Annotated in this window: 18 protein-coding genes; 8 read left to right on the top strand and 10 right to left on the bottom strand. The window is 66.5% G+C overall.

Features of this window, described 5'->3' with window-relative positions:
• Positions 1–139 precede the first annotated feature (139 nt).
• Entirely contained in the window at positions 140–766 is a 627-nt protein-coding gene (locus B6S44_RS06750; protein WP_129156009.1) for a S24 family peptidase, read from the top strand.
• 127 nt (positions 767–893) lie between these two features.
• Here B6S44_RS06750 and B6S44_RS06745 read toward each other — a convergent pair whose 3' ends face one another.
• The 4 genes from B6S44_RS06745 to B6S44_RS06730 form a co-directional block, all read right to left on the bottom strand.
• On the bottom strand, positions 894–2,348 hold the full coding sequence (locus B6S44_RS06745; protein WP_129156008.1) for a sensor histidine kinase: 1,455 nt from the start codon (positions 2,346–2,348) through the stop codon (positions 894–896).
• 11 nt (positions 2,349–2,359) lie between these two features.
• Positions 2,360–3,805: a dihydrolipoyl dehydrogenase family protein gene (locus B6S44_RS06740; protein ID WP_129156007.1), complete on the bottom strand. Its 1,446-nt coding sequence runs from the start codon at positions 3,803–3,805 to the stop codon at positions 2,360–2,362.
• Between the two features lie 185 nt (positions 3,806–3,990).
• Positions 3,991–6,351 carry a putative bifunctional diguanylate cyclase/phosphodiesterase gene (locus B6S44_RS06735; RefSeq protein ID WP_129156006.1) on the bottom strand — a complete coding sequence of 787 codons (2,361 nt, stop codon included), beginning with the start codon at positions 6,349–6,351 and terminating at the stop codon, positions 3,991–3,993.
• Positions 6,352–6,514: 163 nt separating this feature from the next.
• Positions 6,515–7,477 (bottom strand): enoyl-CoA hydratase-related protein, encoded by a 963-nt coding sequence (locus B6S44_RS06730; RefSeq protein WP_164985747.1) that lies wholly within the window; start codon positions 7,475–7,477, stop codon positions 6,515–6,517.
• Positions 7,478–8,212: 735 nt separating this feature from the next.
• Between B6S44_RS06730 and murA the strand changes: the two genes are divergently transcribed.
• Genes murA through B6S44_RS06705 form a run of 5 tightly spaced genes read left to right on the top strand, consistent with a single transcriptional unit; the run spans position 8,213 to position 12,267 of the window.
• Positions 8,213–9,502 (top strand): UDP-N-acetylglucosamine 1-carboxyvinyltransferase, encoded by a 1,290-nt coding sequence (murA, locus tag B6S44_RS06725; protein WP_129156004.1) that lies wholly within the window; start codon positions 8,213–8,215, stop codon positions 9,500–9,502.
• 31 nt (positions 9,503–9,533) lie between these two features.
• Entirely contained in the window at positions 9,534–9,977 is a 444-nt protein-coding gene (locus B6S44_RS06720) for a DUF2948 family protein (protein ID WP_129156003.1), read from the top strand.
• Between the two features lie 24 nt (positions 9,978–10,001).
• On the top strand, positions 10,002–11,294 hold the full coding sequence (hisD, locus tag B6S44_RS06715) for a histidinol dehydrogenase (RefSeq protein WP_129156002.1): 1,293 nt from the start codon (positions 10,002–10,004) through the stop codon (positions 11,292–11,294).
• 48 nt (positions 11,295–11,342) lie between these two features.
• Positions 11,343–11,816, top strand: coding sequence for a UPF0262 family protein (locus tag B6S44_RS06710; RefSeq protein WP_129156001.1), 474 nt, complete (start codon positions 11,343–11,345; stop codon positions 11,814–11,816).
• A 46-nt stretch (positions 11,817–11,862) separates the two neighbouring features.
• Positions 11,863–12,267: an arsenate reductase/protein-tyrosine-phosphatase family protein gene (locus B6S44_RS06705; protein WP_129156585.1), complete on the top strand. Its 405-nt coding sequence runs from the start codon at positions 11,863–11,865 to the stop codon at positions 12,265–12,267.
• A gap of 4 nt (positions 12,268–12,271) precedes the next feature.
• Here B6S44_RS06705 and B6S44_RS06700 read toward each other — a convergent pair whose 3' ends face one another.
• Together B6S44_RS06700 and B6S44_RS06695 are read right to left on the bottom strand one after the other, a co-directional pair.
• The gene (locus tag B6S44_RS06700) at positions 12,272–13,954 is read right to left on the bottom strand and encodes a pilus assembly protein TadG-related protein (protein ID WP_129156000.1); all 1,683 of its coding nucleotides are present in this window, start codon (positions 13,952–13,954) and stop codon (positions 12,272–12,274) included.
• A gap of 36 nt (positions 13,955–13,990) precedes the next feature.
• The gene (locus B6S44_RS06695; protein ID WP_129155999.1) at positions 13,991–14,419 is read right to left on the bottom strand and encodes a TadE/TadG family type IV pilus assembly protein; all 429 of its coding nucleotides are present in this window, start codon (positions 14,417–14,419) and stop codon (positions 13,991–13,993) included.
• A 193-nt stretch (positions 14,420–14,612) separates the two neighbouring features.
• Between B6S44_RS06695 and B6S44_RS06690 the strand changes: the two genes are divergently transcribed.
• Complete coding sequence (locus B6S44_RS06690) at positions 14,613–14,987, top strand: hypothetical protein (RefSeq protein ID WP_129155998.1); 375 nt, start codon at positions 14,613–14,615, stop codon at positions 14,985–14,987.
• Positions 14,984–16,441, top strand: coding sequence for a methyl-accepting chemotaxis protein (locus tag B6S44_RS06685; RefSeq protein WP_129155997.1), 1,458 nt, complete (start codon positions 14,984–14,986; stop codon positions 16,439–16,441). The genes B6S44_RS06690 and B6S44_RS06685 overlap by 4 nt, the downstream gene beginning before the upstream one ends.
• A 151-nt stretch (positions 16,442–16,592) precedes the next feature.
• Here B6S44_RS06685 and B6S44_RS06680 read toward each other — a convergent pair whose 3' ends face one another.
• Genes B6S44_RS06680 through B6S44_RS06665 form a run of 4 tightly spaced genes read right to left on the bottom strand, consistent with a single transcriptional unit; the run spans position 16,593 to position 21,707 of the window.
• Positions 16,593–17,810: a phosphopentomutase gene (locus B6S44_RS06680; RefSeq protein ID WP_129155996.1), complete on the bottom strand. Its 1,218-nt coding sequence runs from the start codon at positions 17,808–17,810 to the stop codon at positions 16,593–16,595.
• Complete coding sequence (locus B6S44_RS06675; RefSeq protein ID WP_129155995.1) at positions 17,810–19,438, bottom strand: ABC transporter ATP-binding protein; 1,629 nt, start codon at positions 19,436–19,438, stop codon at positions 17,810–17,812. The genes B6S44_RS06680 and B6S44_RS06675 overlap by 1 nt, the downstream gene beginning before the upstream one ends.
• Positions 19,435–20,619, bottom strand: coding sequence for an ABC transporter permease (locus tag B6S44_RS06670; RefSeq protein ID WP_129155994.1), 1,185 nt, complete (start codon positions 20,617–20,619; stop codon positions 19,435–19,437). Before B6S44_RS06670 ends, B6S44_RS06675 begins: the two co-directional genes overlap by 4 nt.
• A complete protein-coding gene (locus B6S44_RS06665) occupies positions 20,616–21,707 on the bottom strand; it encodes a microcin C ABC transporter permease YejB (RefSeq protein WP_129155993.1) in 1,092 nt (363 codons plus the stop codon). The genes B6S44_RS06670 and B6S44_RS06665 overlap by 4 nt, the downstream gene beginning before the upstream one ends.
• Positions 21,708–21,710 lie beyond the last annotated feature (3 nt).

Raw genomic sequence — 21,710 nt, 5'->3', positions numbered from 1 at the left:
CACTTGCGGTCAAAAAAACCGCCATCGGTGGCCGCTAGCACAGTGAATCAGATTGAATTCTTATCGGATAGGGGATATTTCCTATATTGATCCCCGCTTAGCGCCGCGTCGGCACCATCAGGAAAGAGGCCTCTCCGCGATGCTGTCCCATGACCAGATCTGGAGCGCGATCGATACGCTCGCCCAGCGCTACGGCCTCTCCCCGTCCGGTCTGGCCCGCAAGGCCGGGCTCGACGCCACCACTTTCAACCGCTCGAAGCGTGTCGGCGTCGACGGGCGCGAGCGCTGGCCCTCGACCGAATCGATCGCCAAGATCCTTGCCGCCACCGGCGCCTCCTTCGACGAGTTCATGAACGTGATCCGGCGCGGTGCGCCGCCGGCGCGCACGATTCCGCTGATCGGCTTCGCCCAGGCCGGTTCCGGCGGCTTCTTCGACGATGGCGGCTTTCCGCTGGGCTCGGGCTGGGACGAGGTCGCCTTTCCCGGCCTGCAGGATGAGAAAGCCTATGCGCTCGAGATCGCCGGCGATTCGATGCTGCCGCTCTATCGTGACGGTGACACCATCATCGTCTCGCCCGGCGCCGCGATCCGCCGGGGCGACCGGGTCGTGGTCAAGACCGTCGAGGGCGAGGTGCTGGCCAAGCAGCTCAGGCGTCAAACGGCGAAGACGGTCGAGCTCGCCTCGCTCAATCCAGAGCATTCCGACCGCGTTCTGGCGCTCACCGAGATCGCCTTCATGGCGCGGGTGATCTGGGCGAGCCAGTAGGCAACGCCGAAGCCGCTCTTTGACCACGTGGCGTCTCGAAGGATGCTTCAGGGGGCTCCGGAACCATCTGGAGCATCCTTCGAGACGCGGGCTGAAGCCCGCTCCTCAGGATGAGGGCTGAAAAAATTCAGGCCAATACGCGCTGTGCCGGCAGCGACACCGTGAACACTGCGCCGGTCTCGGATGGCTCGAGCGCGATCATGCCACCATGCAGCCGCACCAGCTCGGCGGCGATGGCGAGGCCGAGGCCGGTGCCACCGGGATTGACCGAGCCACGGAAGGCCTGGAACAGGTTGTCGCGGGCTCGCGCCGGTACGCCCGGCCCGTTGTCGGCGATGCGGAGGATGATCTCCTCATGGCGCCGGCCGGCGCTGATTCTGAGTGCCGGCGTCCGCTCGCCGGCCTCCGCGATACTGTCGAGCGCCTGGATCGCATTGCGCATCAGATTGGACAGGACCCGCGCCATCTGGTCGGGATCGCAGGGCGCGATCACCTCGGCCGGCACCTCGTTGGCGAAGACGATCGTGCCGTTCTCGCCGAGGCCGAGCAGTTCGGCCTGTTCGGCGACGAGCTGGCGCAGCGCCACGTCGCGCAGCGCCGGGTTCGCCTCGGTCGCCCGGCCATAGGCGAGCGTCGCCTGGCAGAAGTCGATGGCGCGCCCGAGCGTCGCGATCAGCCTCGGCGCGAAACGCCTTATCTTCGGATCGCGCGTCTCGGTCAGCCGGTCGGACATCAGTTGCGCCGCGGCCAGCATGTTGCGCAGGTCGTGGTTGATCTTGCTGACGGCGAGCCCGAGCTCGGCGAGATGCTTCTTGGCGCGCAGATCGTCGGCGAGCGTCGCCTGCATGCGCGCCAGCGCCCGCTGCGCTTCGCCGATCTCGTCGGCACGCAGCGTCGGCTCGATGATCCGGCGTGGATTCTCCGGGTCGTGCTCGAACTCCATCACATTGGCGGCGAGATGCCGGATCGGCTGCACGATCAGCCAGTTGAGCGAGAGATAGACCAGCCCTGCCGTCAGGATCGAGATGACCAGCGTAACCAGCGTCAGATTGACCGAGAACTTCAGCATGGCGCGGCGCAGCGGCCGTTCGTCGATGACCATCTCGACGAAGTCGGCGGCGCCGACCGCCTGTCCGACCACCCGGATCGGCATCTCATGCGACGAGCTGACCAGCGTCGCCACCGATTCCACGATCGATTGCATCCAGCTCTGGTCGCGCAGGTCGACGGTCTTGGCGACCTCGTGCGGCATCGAGTCGAGACTGAGCAGGCGCCGTGCGCCACCGACTCGCGCAGCGATGGCAGAGGCACCGACACCGGCCAGGAGCCGCTCCTCACTGCCCTCGGGCATGCCTTCGGCCGGAGCGCCTTCGAGCACGAGCACGGCGATCTGTGCCGCCGCCAGCCGGTCGTTCAGCCAGTTGCGCCTGAAGTTCGCGACCGAGGGCAGATAGATCAGCACCTCGGCCAGCATGACGAACAGGATGGTCAGGACGAGCAGCTTGGCCGACAGGCCGAGCTGCGTCGGCCCGCGCGGCACGCTGATCGACAGGGCATTGGGATCGAACCGTCTTGGCGACATCAAGAGCCAGTCTATCCGAAACGCCGCAGAAAGCCGATCAATCGGCGAATACCCGGTTTCGCTGCGAGCGGTGCCTGGAAGGAGAGCGCCGCCCGCTGCGACATCTCCGACAGGCTCTGGGACGGAACGATGAGCCCGGCCATGTCCCGGACATTCATCCGCTTCTGTACCGCCAGGACCCAGGGCGCGATCAGCTCGGCGGCCTGCGCCCCGGCAATGACGACGCCGAGGATCGTGCCCTTGCGGTCGGTCACCAGCTTGATCAGCCCCTCCGTCTGCCGCTCTGCCTGGGCGAGCCCGCTCTCGGCATAGGGCCAGCGCAGTACCCGGATGGCGCCCTGCGCGCGTGCCTGCGCCTCGCTCAGGCCGACGCTCGCCAATCCCGGCCGGCCGTGAACGGTGCGCGGTACCTGTTCCGGCCTGAAGCGCACTGGCTGACGGAACAGGGCGTTTCGAAGCACGAGTCCGGCCTGATGCTGAGCGGCATGACTGGAGGCCGCCTTGGCGGCCGCGCCGCCGGCGCAAGCGCCGATGGCGTAGATGCGGCGGTTGGCGGTGCGCAGCGAGGCGTCGACGATGACGCCTGTGTCGTCGGTGCGAACGCCCGCAAGGTCGAGTTCGAGCGCCGCAATGTTCGGCTTGCGCCCGCTCGCGACCAGAAGATGTGTGCCATCGATGGCGATGTCGCCGTCGAGCACGAGGCGTGGCCGTTGCCGGTGGCTCTCGGCCCGCAGGATCGGACGGCTTTCATGCAAGGTGACACCGTCCCCGAGCAGAGCGCGCCTGAGCACGCCGACCGCTTCCGGATCCTCTTCCGGCAACAGGCCGCCCGGTGCGATCAGGGTGACGTCGCTGCCGAGCGCACGCATCGCCTGAGCAAGCTCGATGGCCGCTGCCGTTCCGCCGAGCACGATCAGCCGGTCCGGCCGCTTCGCCAGCTCGAAGATGCTGTCCTCGGTCAGATAGGGCAAGTCGGCGAGCCCCGGGATCGAGGGGGGCGTCGGTAGCGCGCCGGTGGCGATGACGAAGCGCCGTGCCTTGACCACCGTCTCGCCGACGCTGATTTGATGGCGATTCTGGAAGCGCGCCTCGCCCTTGAGCACCATGACGCCCAGGGCGGTGAGACGCTCATCCGAATCGTTCATGGCCGACCTGGCTGCAACGTGGTCGAGATGAGTTAGAACGCCGGTATAGTCGATTTGGTCCGCATCCACCGCAATCCCGAAGGACGCGGCGCCTGAGAAGGCCCGCACTTGCCCGGCCGCGGCGCGCAAAGCCTGGCCGCGTGCGCCCTCGTTCGGCGGAAGCTCGCTCCCGTCATGCCGGACCAGGACGGTCCGGGCGCCGAACAGCGCGGCGGCCGTCGCGACCGCAAGCCCGCCCAGGCCATGGCCGATGACGCAGATATCCGGCGTCAGCGGCTCCTTGCTGGCTGCTGGGCTGGCGGTTTCGCTCACGCCGCGTCTCCGGCTCTCATCAAAGGGTTAGAGCAGGATCGATGCGAAAAACCGGTTCCCACTTTTTCGCATCCTGCTCTAGCCTGCTCGTGCAGATGCGTTGCCGTTGCGGCGGAATCAAGCTCGCTGCTGCGATAACCGGGTGGAAGCAGTCAATTCGGGCGGGACGATGGTCGAGCCAGCCCTCAGGCGATCTTGCGCGGTTCGTCGCCCTTGCCGAACTCCGATACCGGCTGCGGCCGGCCGAACAGATAGCCTTGCGCCCGCTGGGCACCGAGCAATTGCACCGCCATGCGCTGCGCTTCCGTCTCGATGCCTTCGACGACCACGTTCATCGACAGGCGCCGGGCGAGCTGGCACACCGCCTCGATCACCGCCTTCGAGGCCTCGTCGCTGTTGACGTCGCGGCTGAAGCTCTGGTCGATCTTCACCTGCGAGAACGGGTAGGTTGAGAGATAGGCGAGGGAGGAATAGCCCGTCCCGAAATCGTCGAGCGCGAACTTCACCCCGATCCCACGCAATTCGTTGATGACCTCGAGCGTCGTCTTGTTGTCCTCGATCAGCAGCGATTCCGTCACCTCGAGCGTCAGACGACCAGGCGCCAGATGGGCAAGCAGCAGCGCATTCTTGACGGTTTCGACGATGCGACGAGGCTCACGGAACTGAAGCGGCGAGATATTGACGGAAACACCGACACCGTCGGGCCATTTTGCCGCATCGCGGCAGGCCTGCCGGATCGCCCAGTCGCCCATGCCGGCGATCAGGCCGGACTGTTCGGCGATCGGGATGAACACGCCGGGCGGCACCATGCCGCGCGTCGGGTGCCGCCAGCGCATCAGCGCCTCGCGCGTCACGATCTCCTGCGTGCGCAGGTCGATGATCGGCTGGTAGTACAGCTCGAGCGCGCCCTCGGCGCTGGCCAGGCGTAGATCGACCTCGATCTCGTGGCGCTCGAGCATTTCTTCCGCCATGGCCGGGTCGAAGAAGGTCGCGGTGTTGCGGCCGGCTGCCTTCGCCTTGTAGAGCGCCGTGTCGGCATGGCGGAGCAGGTCAGCGGGCGTTGCGCCGTCGGTGGGCGCGAGCGCGATGCCGATGCTGGCGGTGACGTAGACGGTCTTGGTGTCGAGCTCGAAGGCCCGATCCATCGTCTCGATCATGCGCTGCGCGATCATCCGGACCGTCGCGATATCGGTCGCCGGCAGGATCAGCACGAATTCGTCGCCGCCGAAGCGCGCCAGCAGGTCGTTGTGGCGGATCGTGCTCTTCAGGCGCGCGGCGGTCTGGATCAGGACCCGGTCGCCGATGTCATGGCCGAGATTGTCGTTGACCTGCTTGAAGCCGTCGAGATCGATATAGAGCAGCGCGAAGGTCTCGCCGGTTCGCTCCTGCCGACGGAAAGCGTCGGCCAAGTGTGTGTTGAACTCGAAGCGGTTGGCGAGCCCGGTCAATTCGTCGAAGCGCGCCATCTGCTCGATCCGCGCCTCGGTCGCCTTCCGCTCCGTCGCATCCTCGGTCAGCATCAAAACGCCGCCTTCGGCCGCGGGCGCGATGGTGACGACGAGCATCCGGCCGTTGCGCGACTGCAGCTCGTAGATGGCCGCCTGCTGCGTCGTCCGGACGCCGTCGAGGGCCGCCTTGATGTCGCGCACCTGCTCCGGCGTCATCACCTGCCGCTCGACCAGGAAACGGGCGATCGCGGTGATCGGCGTGCCCGGCAGCGCCAGTGTCTCGGGAACCCCGTAGAGAGCGGCATGCGGCGCGTTCGAGACCGCAAGATCGAGCTTGCGGTCGAACATCGCCAGGCCGTGGATCATGGTGTTGAGCGCGGCGTCGAGCGTCAGGTTCTGCGAGCGCAGTGCGGTCGCCAGCGCCTTGGATTGCTTGGTCGCGTCGCTCAATGCCAGCAGGTTGCGGTGCAGCGAGTTGGTGATCGCGATATTGGCGCCGACATAGAGGAAAGCGAAGTAGCCGATATACTGATAGTACGGATTTTGCGCCTGAATCAGCCCGATCGCCATCGGGACGCAAAAGGTCAGGAGCTGGACGGCGACAAATTTCGGCCGTCCGGCATTGCGCGCGACATAGCCGGAGGCGAGCGCGATCGTCGAGGATACCGAGGTGATATGGGCGGCGGGATCGTCGGTCCAGGCCAGCGCTACATAGCAGCTGAATCCCAGGACCGCGCTGAACACGGTCGCGCCCAAGAAATACTCCCGATCCCAGCGCCGGGTCTGCGCGAGCGTGTCCTCGGAATGGTCGAGCCGGCGATAGCGGACCACCGTGATAATTCGCATGACGACGACCAGCGCGACGCCAAGCGTCAGCGTCATGAACAACTCGGCCCCGGTGGAGATCCAGCACAGGAATGGCGTGAGGATGCCGGCGATGCCGCCGGGGATGATCGAACCCGGCGAGGAGAACAGCGAAGAGACGAGCAGGCGATAGTCGGCAAGGTCGACCGCGCTCCGGCCGTCGTGCCCGGCCGGCTGTTCCGCGATCGCCCTATCTGCGCTGGCGCTGCGCAACCGGTTCGGCACTCCCGCCATCCGCTCCTGCCTTTTGACGGTCTCCGGAGAGGCGGCTGAATGACCTATCCTACGCCGCGTCACCTAACGGCTTTAAGAGGGAAAGGTAAAAGTTTCATGAGAGTTACACGGTAGAGTCGCATAATCGCCGCGACAGCCGGCAGCGCCGGCTTTTGCGGGCGGCTCAGACTGCGCCGGCGCCCGCGAACCGTTCTTCCGGGGCTCGCTGATAGACGCGCGAGAGCATGCGGTCCTGCGTCTGGGCGATGCGCTGCAGCTTCGAGATCGCGCTCGGGTGCAGGCGCAGCATGCAGTCGGTCCAGAGCTGGCCGAGATATTCGAGCTCCTCGCGCAGATTTCCGGCGCGGCGGTTGAAGGCCGAGAACAACGCCGTCCTGGCGGCGTGGATCGGCAGCGAGTCGGCGGCGTACTTGCGCAGCCAATCCTCGCCCGTGCCGGCCGGTACCACCGCTTCCAGCCCGCCCGCGGCCATGAACTCTGCGGCGCTCATCTCTTCGCCTGACTGCAGCATATGCTCGGCTGCACGCTGCCCCATCCGGCGCGACAGGAGCCCGACCGCCGTGATCGGGAAATGGTTGAACTTGATCTCCGGGTAGACGAACGACGCCTGTTCCTCGGCGATCATGACATTGCATGAGCGCGGCGCATCGATGCCGCCGCCGATCGCCTTGGCGTGGATGGTCGACAGAGTGACGACCATGCCGTTGAGACCGCTGGCATTGCGCAGCGCGTCCTCGACCGAGAGCCGGGCGTATTCCGCCAGCGCGGGGCGGTCGTTCTTGGCGAGGCAGTCGAGATAGAAGTCGAGATCGCCGCCGAGGGTGAAGAATGGCCCCGTGCCGCGGAAGGCAAGGAAGCGCACCGGGGCGTTGTGATACTGCTCCGAAGCCCCCCAGAGATCGATGATTGCCTGCTGAATTTTGCCGAGGCTCTCGAGCAGCTGCAGCGTGAAGACCGGCTTCAGCTCCGGCTTGATGGTGACCCAGAGCAGGCGCAGCTGCGGCTCATAAGCGAGCTGAACCTCCGGCAGGAAGCCGGCGTGGTGGCGGATCGCCTCGATCACATCGCCGTTGGTGAGCTCGGCAGCGGCCTGGCCGCCAGCCGTGGGTGCATAGCTCTGAAACATCGTCCTGTCTCCGCCTCGCATCGCACCCCTCGACGCCGCCGAGGGTAGACAAAGTTAATGATCTGTAAACGCAAACTGCCGGAAATGGTTAATTTGCTTAAGTTTTATTGGTTACGCCTCAAGTCGGCTCACCAGCGAGAAGCGTCCCCTTCGGTTGTTTCGTCGGCGCCGCCATCGTGCTGGCGATGCACGCAATGGGCGTGCCACCCTACCACCGTTCGGTCAGGGTTGCCGAGATAAGGAAAATTTTACCAAATGGGACAGAGCCTTGCGCCGCTTCCCAGCACGTTGGGCGCCGGCATCTGGAGCAGCGCGCGCACAGCCGCGGCCGGTCGGCCGATAGCGGCGCGGAACAGGGCTGTCCCATCCGGAGACCCACGGCGCCGCAGTTGTGCCGCAATCGACCGTGCTAAGAAGAGACGTCCCGGCGGGCCGATCTTGTCCGGACCCGGCCGAGCCGCTAACCATGAAGCAACGTCCGTCGCCGCATGGCTGCGGGCATTCTAACGAGCTGACGCCTTGAGCCGCCAGACCGAAGCCGATGATGAAAGAAGGGCGCGCCTTGCCGCTGCCCTCCGCGAGAATCTGAAGCGCCGCAAGGCGCAGGCCCGGGCTCGGCGCACCTCGGACACGCCGGCTCAGGACCAGCTACCGCCCGCCCAGGCCGAACCTCCCCGGTCCTGACCCCTCCTTTTGGCCGGCGCCCGTTGCCGGCCGTCCTGCAGGACGAGCCCAATGGACCGTATCCGCATCACCGGCGGCCAGCGCCTCAATGGCGTGATCCCGATCTCCGGTGCGAAGAACGCGGCGCTGCCGCTGATGATCGCGAGCCTCCTCACTGACGAGACGCTGACGCTGACCAATGTGCCGCGGCTCTCCGACGTCAGCGCGCTCTCGCGTATCCTGTCCAATCACGGCGTCGATCGCTCTGTCGCCGGCAAGCGCATCGGCCAGAGCGCCGAGACCGGTCAGACCGTCGCGCTGACCGCGCGCCAGATCGTCGACACCTGCGCGCCCTATGACCTCGTCTCGACGATGCGGGCGAGCTTCTGGGTGATCGCGCCGATCCTGGCCCGCATGGGCGAGGCCAAGGTGTCGCTGCCGGGCGGCTGCGCCATCGGCACCCGCCCGGTCGATCTGCTGCTGATGGCGCTGGAGCGCCTCGGCGCGACGATCACCATCGAGGGCGGCTATGCGCTGGCCCGCGCGCCGAAGGGCCTCAAGGGCGCCGAGATCGTCTTCCCGAAAGTCACTGTCGGCGGCACCCATACCGCGCTGATGGCTGCGGTGCTGGCCGACGGCACCACCGTCATCGAGAACGCGGCGCGCGAGCCCGAAGTGGTCGATCTCGCCCTCTGCCTCGACAAGATGGGCGCCAAGATCGAGGGAGCGGGGACCTCGCGGATCACCGTCCAGGGCGTCTCGCGTCTCGGTGGGGCGCACCATGCCGTCCTGCCGGACCGGATCGAGACCGGAACCTATGCGATGGCGGTAGCGATGACGGGTGGCGATGTCCTGCTCGAAGGGGCGCGCGCCGATCTGCTGCAGGCGGGGCTCGATGTTCTCAGCGAGGCCGGCGTCGATATCTCCGAGACCAATGAAGGCATTCGCGTCCGCCGTAACGGCGCGGCGCTCGAGCCGGTCGATGTCACCACCGATCCGTTCCCGGGCTTCCCGACGGATCTCCAGGCCCAACTGATGGCCCTGATGACCATGGCCAAGGGCACCTCGCGCATCCGCGAGACGATCTTCGAGAACCGTTTCATGCATGTGCAGGAGCTCGCCCGGCTCGGCGCGAAGATCCGGCTCGACGGCGATGCCGCCTATGTCGACGGTGTCGAGAAGCTCACCGGCGCACCGGTGATGGCGACCGATCTGCGCGCCTCGGTCTCACTCGTCATTGGTGGTCTCGTCGCCGAAGGCGAGACGATGATCAACCGTGTCTATCATCTCGACCGCGGTTTCGAGGCGCTGGAGACCAAGCTCGGCCGCTGCGGCGCCCAGATCGAGCGCATCAGCGGTTGACGCAGGACCACACCCCCGCCAGATAAGGCGCATGTCCGATCCCGTCGCCGAGCCGCTGAGACTGATCGCCCTGGATGCCGACGATCTGTCGGTGATCTCGGCGCATTTGCAGGACGCGGTACTGAAGCGCGGAGATATCGCCTATCTGCCGGCCGAGAAGCGCTTCGCCCTGGCGTTGCGCCGCTTCGACTGGGAAGGCGCGACCCAGGGTCAGAAGCGCCGCCGGCTCTCTGCCCTGCATTTCGAGCGCGTGACGGCCGCACGCAGCACGAAGATCGCGGCGGGCGAGGGCGCCGTGCTCAGCCTGCTCGCCGTCACCTTCACCGAGAGCGACGGCCCGGCCGGGCAAGTCACCCTGCATTTCTCCGACGGCGCCGCCATCCGCCTCGATGTCGAGTGCATCGAGGCGCAGATGAAGGATCTCGGCCCGATCTGGGAAGCCGTCGCGACGCCTGCCCATCCGGACGCCGGCTGAACCCCTTCCGGTCAGGATATCCCGATGCCGATCAGGCTTGACGCACGCGATGCCGGTTTCGAGCGGGAGTTCATTGCTCTGCTCGCGATGAAGCGCGAGGTTTCCGAGGATGTCGATCAGGTCGCCGCCGCGATCATCGCCGATGTTCGCACCCGCGGCGATGCGGCGCTGATCGAGTACACCGACCGTTTCGACAAACTCTCGCTGACGCCGCAGACATTGCGCGTCACCGAGAGCGAGGTCGAGGCGGCGGTTGCGGCCTGCACGCGTGAGCAACTCGATGCGCTGGAAACGGCCCGCTCCCGGATCGAGACCTATCACCTGCGCCAGAAGCCGGCCGATTCCTGGTCGCGCGATGCGCTCGGCGTCGAGAGCGGCTGGCGCTGGAGCGCCATCGAGGCCGTTGGCCTCTACGTCCCGGGCGGCACTGCGAGCTATCCGTCGTCCGTTCTGATGAACGCGATTCCGGCCAAGGTCGCCGGGGTCGAGCGCCTCGTCATGGTCGCGCCGACGCCGCGCGGCCAGGGCAATCCGCTGGTGCTCGCCGCGGCGAAACTCGCCGGCATCGACGAGATCTATCGGATTGGCGGGGCCCAGGCGGTCGCCGCGCTCGCCTACGGGACCGCGACGATCGCGCCCGTCGCCAAGATCGTCGGCCCCGGCAACGCCTATGTCGCCGCCGCCAAGCGCCGGGTCTTCGGCACGGTCGGCATCGACATGATCGCCGGCCCGTCCGAGGTGCTGGTCCTGGCCGATGCCAGCGCCAATCCCGACTGGATCGCGGCCGATCTCCTCGCCCAGGCCGAGCATGATACCGCCGCCCAATCGATCCTGATCACCGACGATGCCGCACTTGCCAATGCGGTCGAGCGCGCTGTCGAAGGCCAGCTCAGGACCTTGCCGCGCGCCGAGATCGCCGGTGCGAGCTGGCGTGATTTCGGCGCAGTCATCGTGGTCGGGGCGCTCGACACGGCGATCCCGCTGGTCAACCGGCTGGCGCCGGAGCATCTGGAGATCATCGCCGCCGAACCGGAGCGCCTGGCGGGACGCATCCGCAATGCCGGCGCGATCTTCCTCGGCGGGCATACGCCCGAGGCGATCGGCGACTATGTCGGCGGCTCGAACCATGTCCTGCCGACGGCGCGCTCGGCGCGCTTCTCCTCGGGGCTTGGCGTGCCCGATTTCATGAAGCGGACCTCGCTGCTGAAATGCGATCCTGCGGCATTGCGGGCGCTCGCCGGTGCTGCGACCGAGCTTGCCGCAGCCGAGGGCTTGCAGGCCCACGCGCGTTCCGTGACGATCCGACTCAACGGCTGACGTCGGGCGCGGCGATTCTGCGCTCGCGACCGGCTGCGCGGAGGATACATGTCGGAACGCAACCATCTGGTCGCCGTTACGCTCGACGAGGCTTCACTCGGCCGGGGTGGCGCCGACCAGGAGCATGAGCGCGCCGTCGCGATCTACGACCTGATCGAGCGCAACCACTTCGCTGTGCCGGACTTCGACGGCGGACCCTATGCCGTCCATCTTGCCTTGGTCGAGCGACGCCTTGCCTTCGAGATCAGGAGCGCCGATGGCGCCCCGGTCGTCACGCACCTTCTCTCGCTGACGCCGTTCAGGCGCATCATCAAGGACTACGAGCTGGTCTGCGACAGCTATTATGCCGCCATCCGCACGGCGACGCCGTCGCAGATCGAGGCGATCGACATGGGACGTCGCGGCCTGCACGACGAGGCAGCTCACCTGCTGGTCGAACGGTTGGCGAACAAGGTCGAGATCGACAACGAGACCGCCCGCCGCCTCTTCACCCTGATCTACGCACTGCACTGGAAGGGCTGAGCGCTTGGAGCCGTCCGCCCCGCGCAAGCTGCAGAGCGTACTGTTCATGTGCGCCTACAACGCGGTGCGCTCGCCCATGGCGGAGGCGATGGCCAAGCACTTCTTCGGCAAGTCGGTCTACGTCCAGTCGGCCGGGGCCCGCAAAGGCGAGGTCGATCCCTTCGCGCTGGAGGTTCTCGACGAGATCGGCATCGATGCCCGCAAGCACAAGCCGAAATCGCTCGAGGAGCTGGAGGAATGGGAGGGGCTCAACTTCGATCTGATCGTCACGCTCTCGCCCGAGGCGCATCACAAGGCGCTCGACCTGACCCGCACCGTCGCGTCCGACGTCGAATACTGGCCAACGCCGGATCCTACCATCGTGCAAGGCTCGCGCGAGCAGGTCCTCGAAGCCTATCGCGCGGTCCGCGACGGGCTGATGCAGCGGATCAAGAACCGGCTGCGTGCGTAAAGCTCTACAGGATCAGTACCGCTCCGCCGCAACGCACGCCGCTGACCCAGCTGTCGGCCTGACCGAGCCCGATCCCAAGCGTGTTGAGCAGGCTCGTCAGCACCTGGTCGAGCGGCGCCGCCGCACCGGCAATGACGCCGGAGACGGCGCCGTCGAGCCCAGGTATGGGCAGGCCGAGTCCCAGTAGTTCGACGCGCAGCTCGAGGTCGCCGACCAGGCGCGACAGCAAGCTCGCGACGAAGTTCTGCGTCGATGTTGTCTTCTTTTCGACTCGCTGGATCTCGGCATAGCTGAAGCTGACCGGGGTCTCGCTGGTGTTGCTGATCGTGACATGCGCTCGGCCCGTCACTTTTGCGAGGCCGAGCAGGTTGAGCAACGTTGCAGCCGGAGGGTTTGGCCGGGTGCTGAAATTGCTGAACTCGGCATTGGAGACCTCTCCGATCCAGGCATCGACCACGGCTGGCGTCACGCCGAGCGTCACCCGCGCGCTTGTGATGTCGCCGGCGCCGCAGGAGATCGCGGTCAGACGAGCCGTCGCAGAGGCGAGTTCCAGATAAAGCGGCAGCTTGACCAAGGAGGCGTGGCCGCTGCCGACGAGGGTGAGGGTGAGCAGCAGACGCGTCTGGGCAGTGTGGACCGTAGCGCCGGTGCGGCCTACGCGCACCATGCTGGTGCCGACCGGCCGCTCGCCGATGCCGAGCTTCAGCGAGACCGAGGCCAGGCCGGGCACGTTGACCGCCAGGCCGAGATCGAGCTGGCGCGCGCCATTGGCGATCTGCGCCGCGGCCGAGACCAGGTCGAGTGCCGATAGCGATGCTTTCAGCGGCACCTCCTCGCTCAGCTGACGGCCGCCATAGATGCCGAACGAGACGAGGCTCTGCAGGTTGAGGCGCTGGCTTGAACCGGCAAGTGTCGTCGCCAGATGCCCTAGCGCTGCGACTGCATCACTGCCCGCGCCTTGGTCCCGCGCTGCATCCTGCGCAGCCAGGATGACATCCCCGATGCGGACCTGGGCGCGGACGACCTCGTCGAAGGTCAATGCGGAGATCGAGGCGCGCGTCGCCAGTCGCCGGGCGAAGCCGAACAGGTCGATCCGGGCCCGCGCCAACCCCTCATAGTCCATCACCGACAGCGACAGGCTCGTCCCGAGTAGGCCGCCGAGCAGGCCGTTGAGGGCGCCGCCTTCGACCCGGACTAGCCGCGAGCCGATGGCGAAGGAGGCCTGCATATCCTGTGCGGCAGTCGCTCGCGTCAGGATCGTGACGTCGCCGGCTTCATTTCCGAGCCCGCCCGCTGCAAGCACACGACCGAGGATCATCGGGGTGGTCGCGCGCATCTCGATCCGGGCAGCGTTCGCGACAGCCGCTGAACTCGGCTGGAAGCGCATCTCAGGCGCGAGCGTCGCGTCCGCCGTATAGGTGCCCAGCTGCACCCTTTCGACTGCGGCAGCGGTGTAACCGTTGCGTCCGGCGCTTGCCCGTGCGGCCGCGTCTGCCCTTGCCAGGTCCGCCGCGGCGGCGAGCGCGGCGAGATCCGTTGCGGTCTGTTGCCGGCGCTGCTGGTAGTAGAAGCTGCCGACGTCGACAGCCATCGTGCCGAAGCCGAAGAGAACCATGGAGCTACCGGCGAACACGATGGATGAGAGGCCGCGGCGATCCGCAAACAGCCTCCGCAAGAGATTGATCATGACGGCCTCCCTTACCGTTTCCGTCGATGGACGGGTTTAGTAGCCACCGCGCTGCACGACGGCTCGGCGCTCGACCACCGGCGTCGGCAGCGCAACTATGGAATTGAGGCGGTTGAAGATGCTGTCCGAGTAGTCGTAGACGACCGCCACCTCGAAGCTCGGCGAGGGCGCGCCGGTCGCGGTCGTCCGCACCGTCAGCTTGCTAGGGTCGAGAAAGGCGTAGGAGCCGATACTGCGGGTGACGAAAGCGCGCACCAGCCGCTCGCGCTCCGCATCGTCGAGCCCGGCAACTGAGGCGCGGGCCGCCTCCGCCGCCAGTTGCTGCACGCCGTGATACACGCCAAAGGCGTGGCCGTACCCGATGATGCCGAAGAGGAGTAGCAGCAGGATCGGCGCGATGAAGGCGAATTCTACGGCAGTAGCGGCGGAGCGATCAATTCGTAGGCGATGAATGAGCGAACGCATGGCGTGTAAACTCCACAGGTTCAACAACCATAGAGTGTATAGCCAGCGGCTTTATAAACCGTAAAACGTACATTCAGAAGCGGGCGGCACCCTTTGAAACCAAGTTGGCTGATTAATCGAAATTTAAGCGGAGCGGCCCAGGAGCTTCAGTGAGGGCAACGTCACGTTAGCCAAATCGAGAGCCGATCTGACGATGAGCGCCGTCGCAATACCGATCGATGCACCGTCTCGACGGCTCCGGCAGTGGCGCGATATCGGCTTGATTATAGGCTTGGCTGTCTGCTCCGGCCTCGCCGCCCTCGCGAGCTTGCCTGGTTCTGTCGCCGGCCCGGCCGCACCGCTGGCGGTCATCTTCCCACCCTGGGTGTCGGGTGAGGAAGCCGTGGCGCGCAGTCTCGCGACCGGCTCCAGGCTCCTGCGGCAGGGTGCGGTGCCCTTCGTCGTCGTCCTTGCGCCAGAGGCTGGGATGGTGCCGGCAGCGAGGCCTGCCGGCGCCGTGCTGATGCTGCGCCTCGACGGCCTTGCCGGATGCATCATCTCATCAGAGGCCGAAGCGAACCGCCTATGACTTTGACTTTGCCTGGCCTTCGCGACCTCGTCGCGCGCTGCCTCGTCGGCCTCGCCTTCCTCCACGTCCCGCTGCTCGCGATGGCATCCCTGCTGCAGTCCGGCGACGCGTTGGTACCGGGGCTGAGCGCCCTGTTGCTCGCGCTCGCGGCTCTGCTGGCCTATCGCGGCGTGGGCGCGAGGTTGCTGGCGCAATGCGCAATCGCTGTCGCCTTGATCGGCCAGGTCTCGATTCTGGTCGCGGTCTTCTCCGGGCATCCCTGGCAGCCCGACATGCATATGTACTATTTTGCGGTGCTGGCGCTGCTCGCCGGCTTCTGCGACTGGCGGCCGATCATCCTTGGCGCTGCGCTCACCGCGGTCCACCATCTGGTGCTGCAGTTCGTCCTGCCAGCCGCCGTCTTCTATCAGGGCGGCAATCTGGCGCGGGTGCTGCTGCATGCCGTCATCGTGGTTGTCGAAACCGCCTTCCTCGCAGCGATCGCAGTGATGACTGCGCGCATCTTCGCGCAGACCGAGGCCAATCTGCGCCGAGCCGAAGAGATTGCCGAGCGCGAACGCCTGGCGAGCGAGCGCGAGCGGGCGCTCGCCGACGAGGCCGAGGCACGCGCTGAGCGCTTGCGTGCCATGGTCGAACATTTCCGCGACGAGATGGATGGCGCGATGGCCGTCCTCGACAAGGCGTCCGAGGCGATGCAGGTCGATGCCCGTGGCCTCACCGGCGCCTCCGACCGGGCGCGCCAGCAGATCTCGCTCGTCTCGCGCAGCTCTACCGAGGTGACGACAAGCATCGAGCAGACCGCGGCAGCCAGTCAGGAGCTTGCCTCTTCGATCGCCGAGATTGGTCGCAACGTCACGCAATCGGCTGGCAGCTCGCAATCGGCAGCCAGGCTCGCACGGGCTGCCAGCACCGAGATCGAGGCCTTGGCACGTACCGGCGAGAGCGTCGGCGCCGTGGCTGAGATCATCCGCGGCATCGCGGCACAGACCAGCATGCTGGCGCTGAACGCGACCATCGAGGCGGCGCGTGCCGGCGCGATGGGCAAGGGCTTCGCCGTCGTCGCCAGCGAGGTCAAGACGCTCTCGGCGCAGACGGCGACAGCGACCGAGGAGGTGGCGCGCTCGATCGAAGCGATCCAGACTGCCTCGCAACGCTCGCTCAAGTCGATCCGCGAGATGGTCACGGCGATCGGCGAGGTCGAGACCGTCTCGGTGGCGATCGCCTATGCGGTCGGCGAGCAGGATCGCGCTACCGCCGAGATCGCGCGCGAGGTCCAGGTTTCCTCCGATGGTGCCAACCGCAGCGCCCAGACCCTGCAGAGCTTCGAGGCGGTGACCGAGCGCACCTACGCCGCTGCCGGCAGCCTGCAGAGCTCTTCGTCGGACCTTGCGACGCAGGCGCAGCGCATCCGCCGCGAGGTGGCGGAGTTCTGCGAGCGCGTCGCTGCCGCCTAGAGCATTTCCGCGTTTCTCCGAATCGCTGAAATGCTCTATCTCTTTGTTTTATCGCATTTTCTTCACGCGAACCGGTACCCACTTCGCTCGAAAATGCTCTAGAACCGGATTCGAACAGGTTGAATCAAGCTGGCCGGTAAACCGGCCCCAGCTACCAGGCGCGACCGGGGCCCACGACTCCGATATCGAGCCATTCGCCGAGCGTCGCCGCGATGTCGGCGAAGCTCCCGCGGCGCCCGATCAGCTGCGCCGGTACGGTCGGTCCGAAGGCCAGGATCGGCACATGCTCGCGCGTATGGTCGGAGCCGGGCCAGCTCGGATCATTGCCGTGGTCGGCGGTGATGACGGCGAGGTCACCGGGGCGAAGCAACGCCTCGAGCTTCGGCAAATCGCGGTCGAAGGCTTCGAGCGCTGCCGCATAGCCCGGAATGTCGCGGCGATGGCCGTACTCGGTGTCGAAATCGACGAGGTTGACGAAGCAGAAGCCGCCATCGGGCAGCCGCGCGAACGCCTCCAGCGCCGCGGTCCACATGGCGGCGTTGCCGAACGGCTTGATCTCCTCGCCCGTGTTCCGATGAGCGAAGATGTCGCCGATCTTGCCGACGGTGACGACCGGTCGCTCCCTGGCCGCGAGCCGGTCGAGGATGGTCTCGTCCGGCGGCGGGATGGAGAAGTCCTTGCGGTTCCCGGTGCGGGTGAAACCGGTCTGGGTCGTTCCCACGAAAGGCCGGGCGATGACGCGGCCGATCCTGAGTGGATCGACTAGGACGCGGGCCTTCCTGCAGAGCGCATAGAGCCGCTCCAGGCCAAAATGCTCCTCATGCGCCGCGATCTGCAGCACCGAGTCGACCGAGGTGTAGCAGATCGGCTTTCCCGTCCGGATGTGCTCCTCGGCGAGTTCGTCGATCACCGCCGTGCCGGAAGCGTGCTTGTTGCCGAGGATGCCGGGCAGGGCACCGTCGCGGATGATGGCGGCGACCAAGTCCGGCGGGAACGTGTTCTCCAGCGCGGTGAAGTAGCCCCATTTGAACGGCACCGGGCAGCCGGCGATCTCCCAATGGCCGGAGGGAGTGTCCTTGCCCTGGCTGATCTCGACGCCATAGCCGTATTGCCCCTGCGGCGCGTCCGGCCGTGTCACGCCGGCGAGCGGCTTGCCGGTCGAGGCCTCGCAGGCATGGCTGAGGCCCAGTCGGGCGAGGTTCGGGATATGGAGCGGCCCGCTGCGCAGGCCCTGGCGATCGCCGCGCCCCTCGGCGCAGGCCTGAGCGATATGGCCGAGCGTGTCGGCGCCGGTATCGCCATAGGCGGCGGCATCCTCGGCGCCGCCGCAGCCGACGGAATCGAGCACGATCAGGATGGCGCGTGTCATCAGTCCCGCACCGCGGCGCTGTTCGCCGGCTCAAGGTTGAGCGCGGCCGCCAGCAGCGCCTGCGTATAGGCTTCGCGGGGACGCTGGAAGATCTCCTCCGCGGGGCCTTCCTCGACCACCTTGCCGTTCTGCATCACCACCACCCGGTGCGACAGCGCCCTGACCACCTTGAGGTCGTGGCTGATGAAGAGATAGCCGAGCTTGCGCCGGGCCTGCAGCCCGCGCAGCAATTCGACGATCTGCGCCTGGACCGACATGTCGAGCGCCGAGGTCGGCTCGTCGAGCACGACGAATTTCGGATCGAGCGCCATGGCGCGGGCGATCGCGATGCGCTGGCGCTGGCCGCCAGAGAATTCGTGCGGATAGCGGTCCATCGTCGAAGGATCGAGCCCGACATCGGCGAGCGCCTGCGCCACGATCTCGCGCTGGCACTGATAGCTCAGCCCCTTCTGCTGGACGGTGAGCCCTTCCGCGACGATGTCGGCGACCGACATGCGCGGCGACAGCGAGCCGTAAGGGTCCTGGAAGACGACCTGGAGGTCCTTGCGCTTCGGCCGGACGGCAGCGCTCTTCAGCCCGTCGATGCGGTCGCCGAGGAAGACGATCGGTCCCTCCGAAGAGATCAGCCGCAATATGGCGAGGCCGAGCGTGGTCTTGCCCGAGCCGGATTCGCCGACGATGCCGAGCGTCTCGCCCTCGCGCACCTTGACCGAGATGCCGTCGACGGCCTTCACATGGCTGGTCGTGCGGCGCAGCAGCCCGGTCTTGATCGGGAACCAGACCTTGACCGGACCGGCTTCCAGCAGGATCGGGGCGCCTTCCGGCACAGGCTCCGGCCGACCCTTCGGCTCGGCGGCGAGCAGGCGCTGCGTATAGGCGTGCTGGGGATTGCCGAAAATCTCGGCGACGGGGCCCTGTTCGACGATTCTGCCCTTCAGCATCACGCAAACCCGGTCGGCGATGCGCCGGACGATGCCGAGATCATGGGTGATGAAGAGGATCGCCATGCCGAGCCGGCCCTGCAGCTCCTTCAGCAGCGTCAGGATCTGCGCCTGCACGGTGACGTCGAGCGCCGTGGTCGGCTCGTCGGCGATCAGGAGGTCCGGCTCGTTGGCGAGCGCCATCGCGATCATCACGCGTTGGCGCTGGCCGCCGGAAAGCTGGTGCGGATAGGCGTCGAGCCGGCTTTCCGCATCGCGGATGCCGACCAGCGATAGCAGTTCGAGCGTCCGCTTGCGCGCTTTCTCGCCGCGCAGGCCCTTGTGCAGTTCGAGGATCTCGCCGATTTGCCGCGCGATCGTGTGCAGCGGGTTCAGCGAGGTCATCGGCTCCTGGAACACCATGGTGATGTCGTTGCCGCGGACCTTGCGCATCGCGTCCTCATCGGCGGCGATCAGGTCCTGGTCGTTGAACAGCACCTTGCCGGAGGGATGATACGCCGCCGGATAGTTCAAGAGCTTCAGGATCGACAGCGCCGAGACCGATTTACCCGAGCCGGATTCGCCGACGATCGCCAGCGTCTCGCCCTTGGCGATCTCGAACGAGACCTTGTCGACCGCGAGCGTTTCCCGCCCGCCCTGGCGGAAGGCGACGGAGAGGTCCTGGACGGAGAGGAGGGGGGCGCTCATGCGAAGGTCTTCCGCGGGTCGAAGGCATCCCGCACCCCTTCGCCGATGAAGATCAGCAGCGACAGCATCAGCGCGATCACGAAGAAACCGGAGAGACCGAGCCAGGGCGCCTGCAGATTGGCCTTGCCCTGTGCCAGCAGCTCACCAAGCGAGGGCGAGCCTGGTGGCAGGCCGAAACCGAGGAAGTCGAGCGAGGTCAGCGTCGTGATCGAGCCGTTGAGGATGAAGGGCAGGAAGGTCAGCGTCGCCACCATGGCGTTGGGCAGCAGGTGCTTGACCATGATCGCCCGGTTGGAGAGGCCGAGCGCCCGCGCCGCCCGAACATACTCGAAATTCCGCGCCCGCAGGAATTCGGCGCGGACCACGCCGACGAGCGCGACCCAGGAGAACAGCAGGAGGATGCCGAGCAGGACGAAGAAGCTCGGCGTGATGATCGCCGCGACGATGATCAGGAGATAGAGCGCCGGGATCGAGGTCCAGATTTCGATGACGCGCTGGAAGATCAGGTCGGTCCAGCCGCCGAAATAGCCCTGGATCGCGCCGGCGGCGATGCCGATCACCGAGGAGATCGAGGCCAGGATCAGCCCGAACAGGATCGAGATGCGGAAACCGTAGATCAGCCGGGCTACGACGTCGCGGCCCTGGTCGTCGGTGCCGAGCCAGTTCCATTCGAGCTCGCGGCAGGTCATGCCGCCGGTTCGCTCGGCGATTCCGCGACACTGCTCGTCCTTGAGCAGCCAGGTCGGCGGGGCAGGGGCCGGCACCGGCAGGTCGAGATTGTGCGTGCGGTAGGAATAGCGGATCGGCGGCCACAGCGCCCAGCCATTCGCCGCGATCTCCCTGGCGATGGTCGGGTCGCGATAGTCAGTGGTGGCGAGGAAGCCGCCGAACTTCTCCTCGGGATAGTTGACCGCCACCGGAAACAGCGTCTCGCCCTTGTAGCGGACGATCAGCGGCCGGTCGTTGGCGATGAACTCGGCGAAGAGCGAGAGCACGAACAGCGTCAGGAAGATCCAGAACGACCACCAGCCGCGCTTGTTGGCCTTGAAGCTGTCGAGACGGCGCCGGTTGATCGGCGAGAGCTTGAGCCAGCCTTGCTTGGCCGTGGCCGGAGCACGAGCAGGCTCGGCAGAACGCAGGACCGGCGGCGGGGCATCGAGAAGCGTGTCGCTCACCGTCAGGCCTCCCGCGATTCGAAATCGATGCGCGGGTCGACCCAGGCATAGGTCAGGTCGGTGATCAGGTGCACGACGAGGCCGATCAGCGAGAAGATGAAGAGGTTGGCGAAGACGACCGGATAGTCGCGATTGACGATCGCCTCGAAGGAGAGGAGCCCGAGCCCGTCGAGCGAGAAGATCGTCTCGATCAGCAGCGAGCCGGCGAAGAGCGCATGCACGAAGGCACCAGGGAACCCGGCAATGACGATCAGCATGGCGTTGCGGAAGACATGGCCATAGAGCACGCGGCGCTCCGACAGCCCCTTCATCCGGGCGGTCAGGACGTATTGCTTCCTGATCTCGTCGAGGAAGGAGTTCTTGGTCAGCAGCGTCGAGGTCGCGAAGGCGCCGAGCGCCATCGCCAGCACCGGCAGGGCGATGTGCCAGAAATAATCGCCGACCTTGCCGATGAGACTGAGCTGCGCCCAGTTCTCCGAGGTCAGGCCGCGCAGCGGGAAGATCTGCCAGAACGAGCCGCCGGCGAAGAGCACGATCAGCAGGATCGCGAACAGGAAGCCCGGGATGGCGTAGCCGACGATGACGACCGCGCTGGTCCAGGTGTCGAAGCGCGAGCCGTCCTTCACCGCCTTGCGGATGCCGAGCGGGATCGAGATCGCGTAGGAGAGCAGGGTCATCCAGAGACCGAGCGTGATCGAGACCGGCAGCTTCTCCTTGATCAATTGCAGCACCGGCGCATCGCGGAAATAGCTGCGGCCGAAATCGAAGGTCGCATAGTCCTTCAGCATCTTGAAGAAGCGCTCATGCGCCGGCTTGTCGAAGCCGAACTGCTTCTCCAGTTCCTTGATGAAGGCCGGGTCGAGCCCCTGCGCGCCGCGATAGGCCGAGCCGGAATCCAGCGCCTGCGTACCGGCATCGCCGCCGGAGCCGCCGCCGACGCGCTCGGCCGCGCCGCTATTGGGATTATTGAGCTGTGAGATGATCCGCTCGACCGGGCCGCCGGGCGCGAACTGCACGATGACGAAGGAGATCAGCAGGATGCCGAACAGGGTCGGCACCATCAGCGCCAGACGCCGGGCGATGTAGTTCAGCATGCC

Source organism: Allobosea sp. Tri-44, assembly GCF_004123845.1.
Classification (GTDB): Bacteria; Pseudomonadota; Alphaproteobacteria; order Rhizobiales; family Beijerinckiaceae; genus Allobosea.
The sequence above is the reverse complement of the archived record's forward strand: the minus strand, read 5'-3'. Positions and strand labels throughout refer to the sequence as shown.

Bases quoted from the DNA above. Each gene is read 5' to 3' on its own strand.
- B6S44_RS06705 (WP_129156585.1), top strand. From the start codon at position 11,863: ATGTGCGCCTACAACGCGGTGCGCTCGCCCATGGCGGAGGCGATGGCC.
- B6S44_RS06680 (WP_129155996.1), bottom strand. From the start codon at position 17,810: ATGACACGCGCCATCCTGATCGTGCTCGATTCCGTCGGCTGCGGCGGC.
- murA (WP_129156004.1), top strand. From the start codon at position 8,213: ATGGACCGTATCCGCATCACCGGCGGCCAGCGCCTCAATGGCGTGATC.
- B6S44_RS06695 (WP_129155999.1), bottom strand. From the start codon at position 14,419: ATGCGTTCGCTCATTCATCGCCTACGAATTGATCGCTCCGCCGCTACT.
- hisD (WP_129156002.1), top strand. From the start codon at position 10,002: ATGCCGATCAGGCTTGACGCACGCGATGCCGGTTTCGAGCGGGAGTTC.
- B6S44_RS06665 (WP_129155993.1), bottom strand. From the start codon at position 21,707: ATGCTGAACTACATCGCCCGGCGTCTGGCGCTGATGGTGCCGACCCTG.
- B6S44_RS06710 (WP_129156001.1), top strand. From the start codon at position 11,343: ATGTCGGAACGCAACCATCTGGTCGCCGTTACGCTCGACGAGGCTTCA.
- B6S44_RS06690 (WP_129155998.1), top strand. From the start codon at position 14,613: ATGAGCGCCGTCGCAATACCGATCGATGCACCGTCTCGACGGCTCCGG.
- B6S44_RS06730 (WP_164985747.1), bottom strand. From the start codon at position 7,477: ATGTTTCAGAGCTATGCACCCACGGCTGGCGGCCAGGCCGCTGCCGAG.
- B6S44_RS06675 (WP_129155995.1), bottom strand. From the start codon at position 19,438: ATGAGCGCCCCCCTCCTCTCCGTCCAGGACCTCTCCGTCGCCTTCCGC.
- B6S44_RS06700 (WP_129156000.1), bottom strand. From the start codon at position 13,954: ATGATCAATCTCTTGCGGAGGCTGTTTGCGGATCGCCGCGGCCTCTCA.
- B6S44_RS06750 (WP_129156009.1), top strand. From the start codon at position 140: ATGCTGTCCCATGACCAGATCTGGAGCGCGATCGATACGCTCGCCCAG.
- B6S44_RS06735 (WP_129156006.1), bottom strand. From the start codon at position 6,351: ATGGCGGGAGTGCCGAACCGGTTGCGCAGCGCCAGCGCAGATAGGGCG.
- B6S44_RS06745 (WP_129156008.1), bottom strand. From the start codon at position 2,348: ATGTCGCCAAGACGGTTCGATCCCAATGCCCTGTCGATCAGCGTGCCG.
- B6S44_RS06720 (WP_129156003.1), top strand. From the start codon at position 9,534: ATGTCCGATCCCGTCGCCGAGCCGCTGAGACTGATCGCCCTGGATGCC.
- B6S44_RS06685 (WP_129155997.1), top strand. From the start codon at position 14,984: ATGACTTTGACTTTGCCTGGCCTTCGCGACCTCGTCGCGCGCTGCCTC.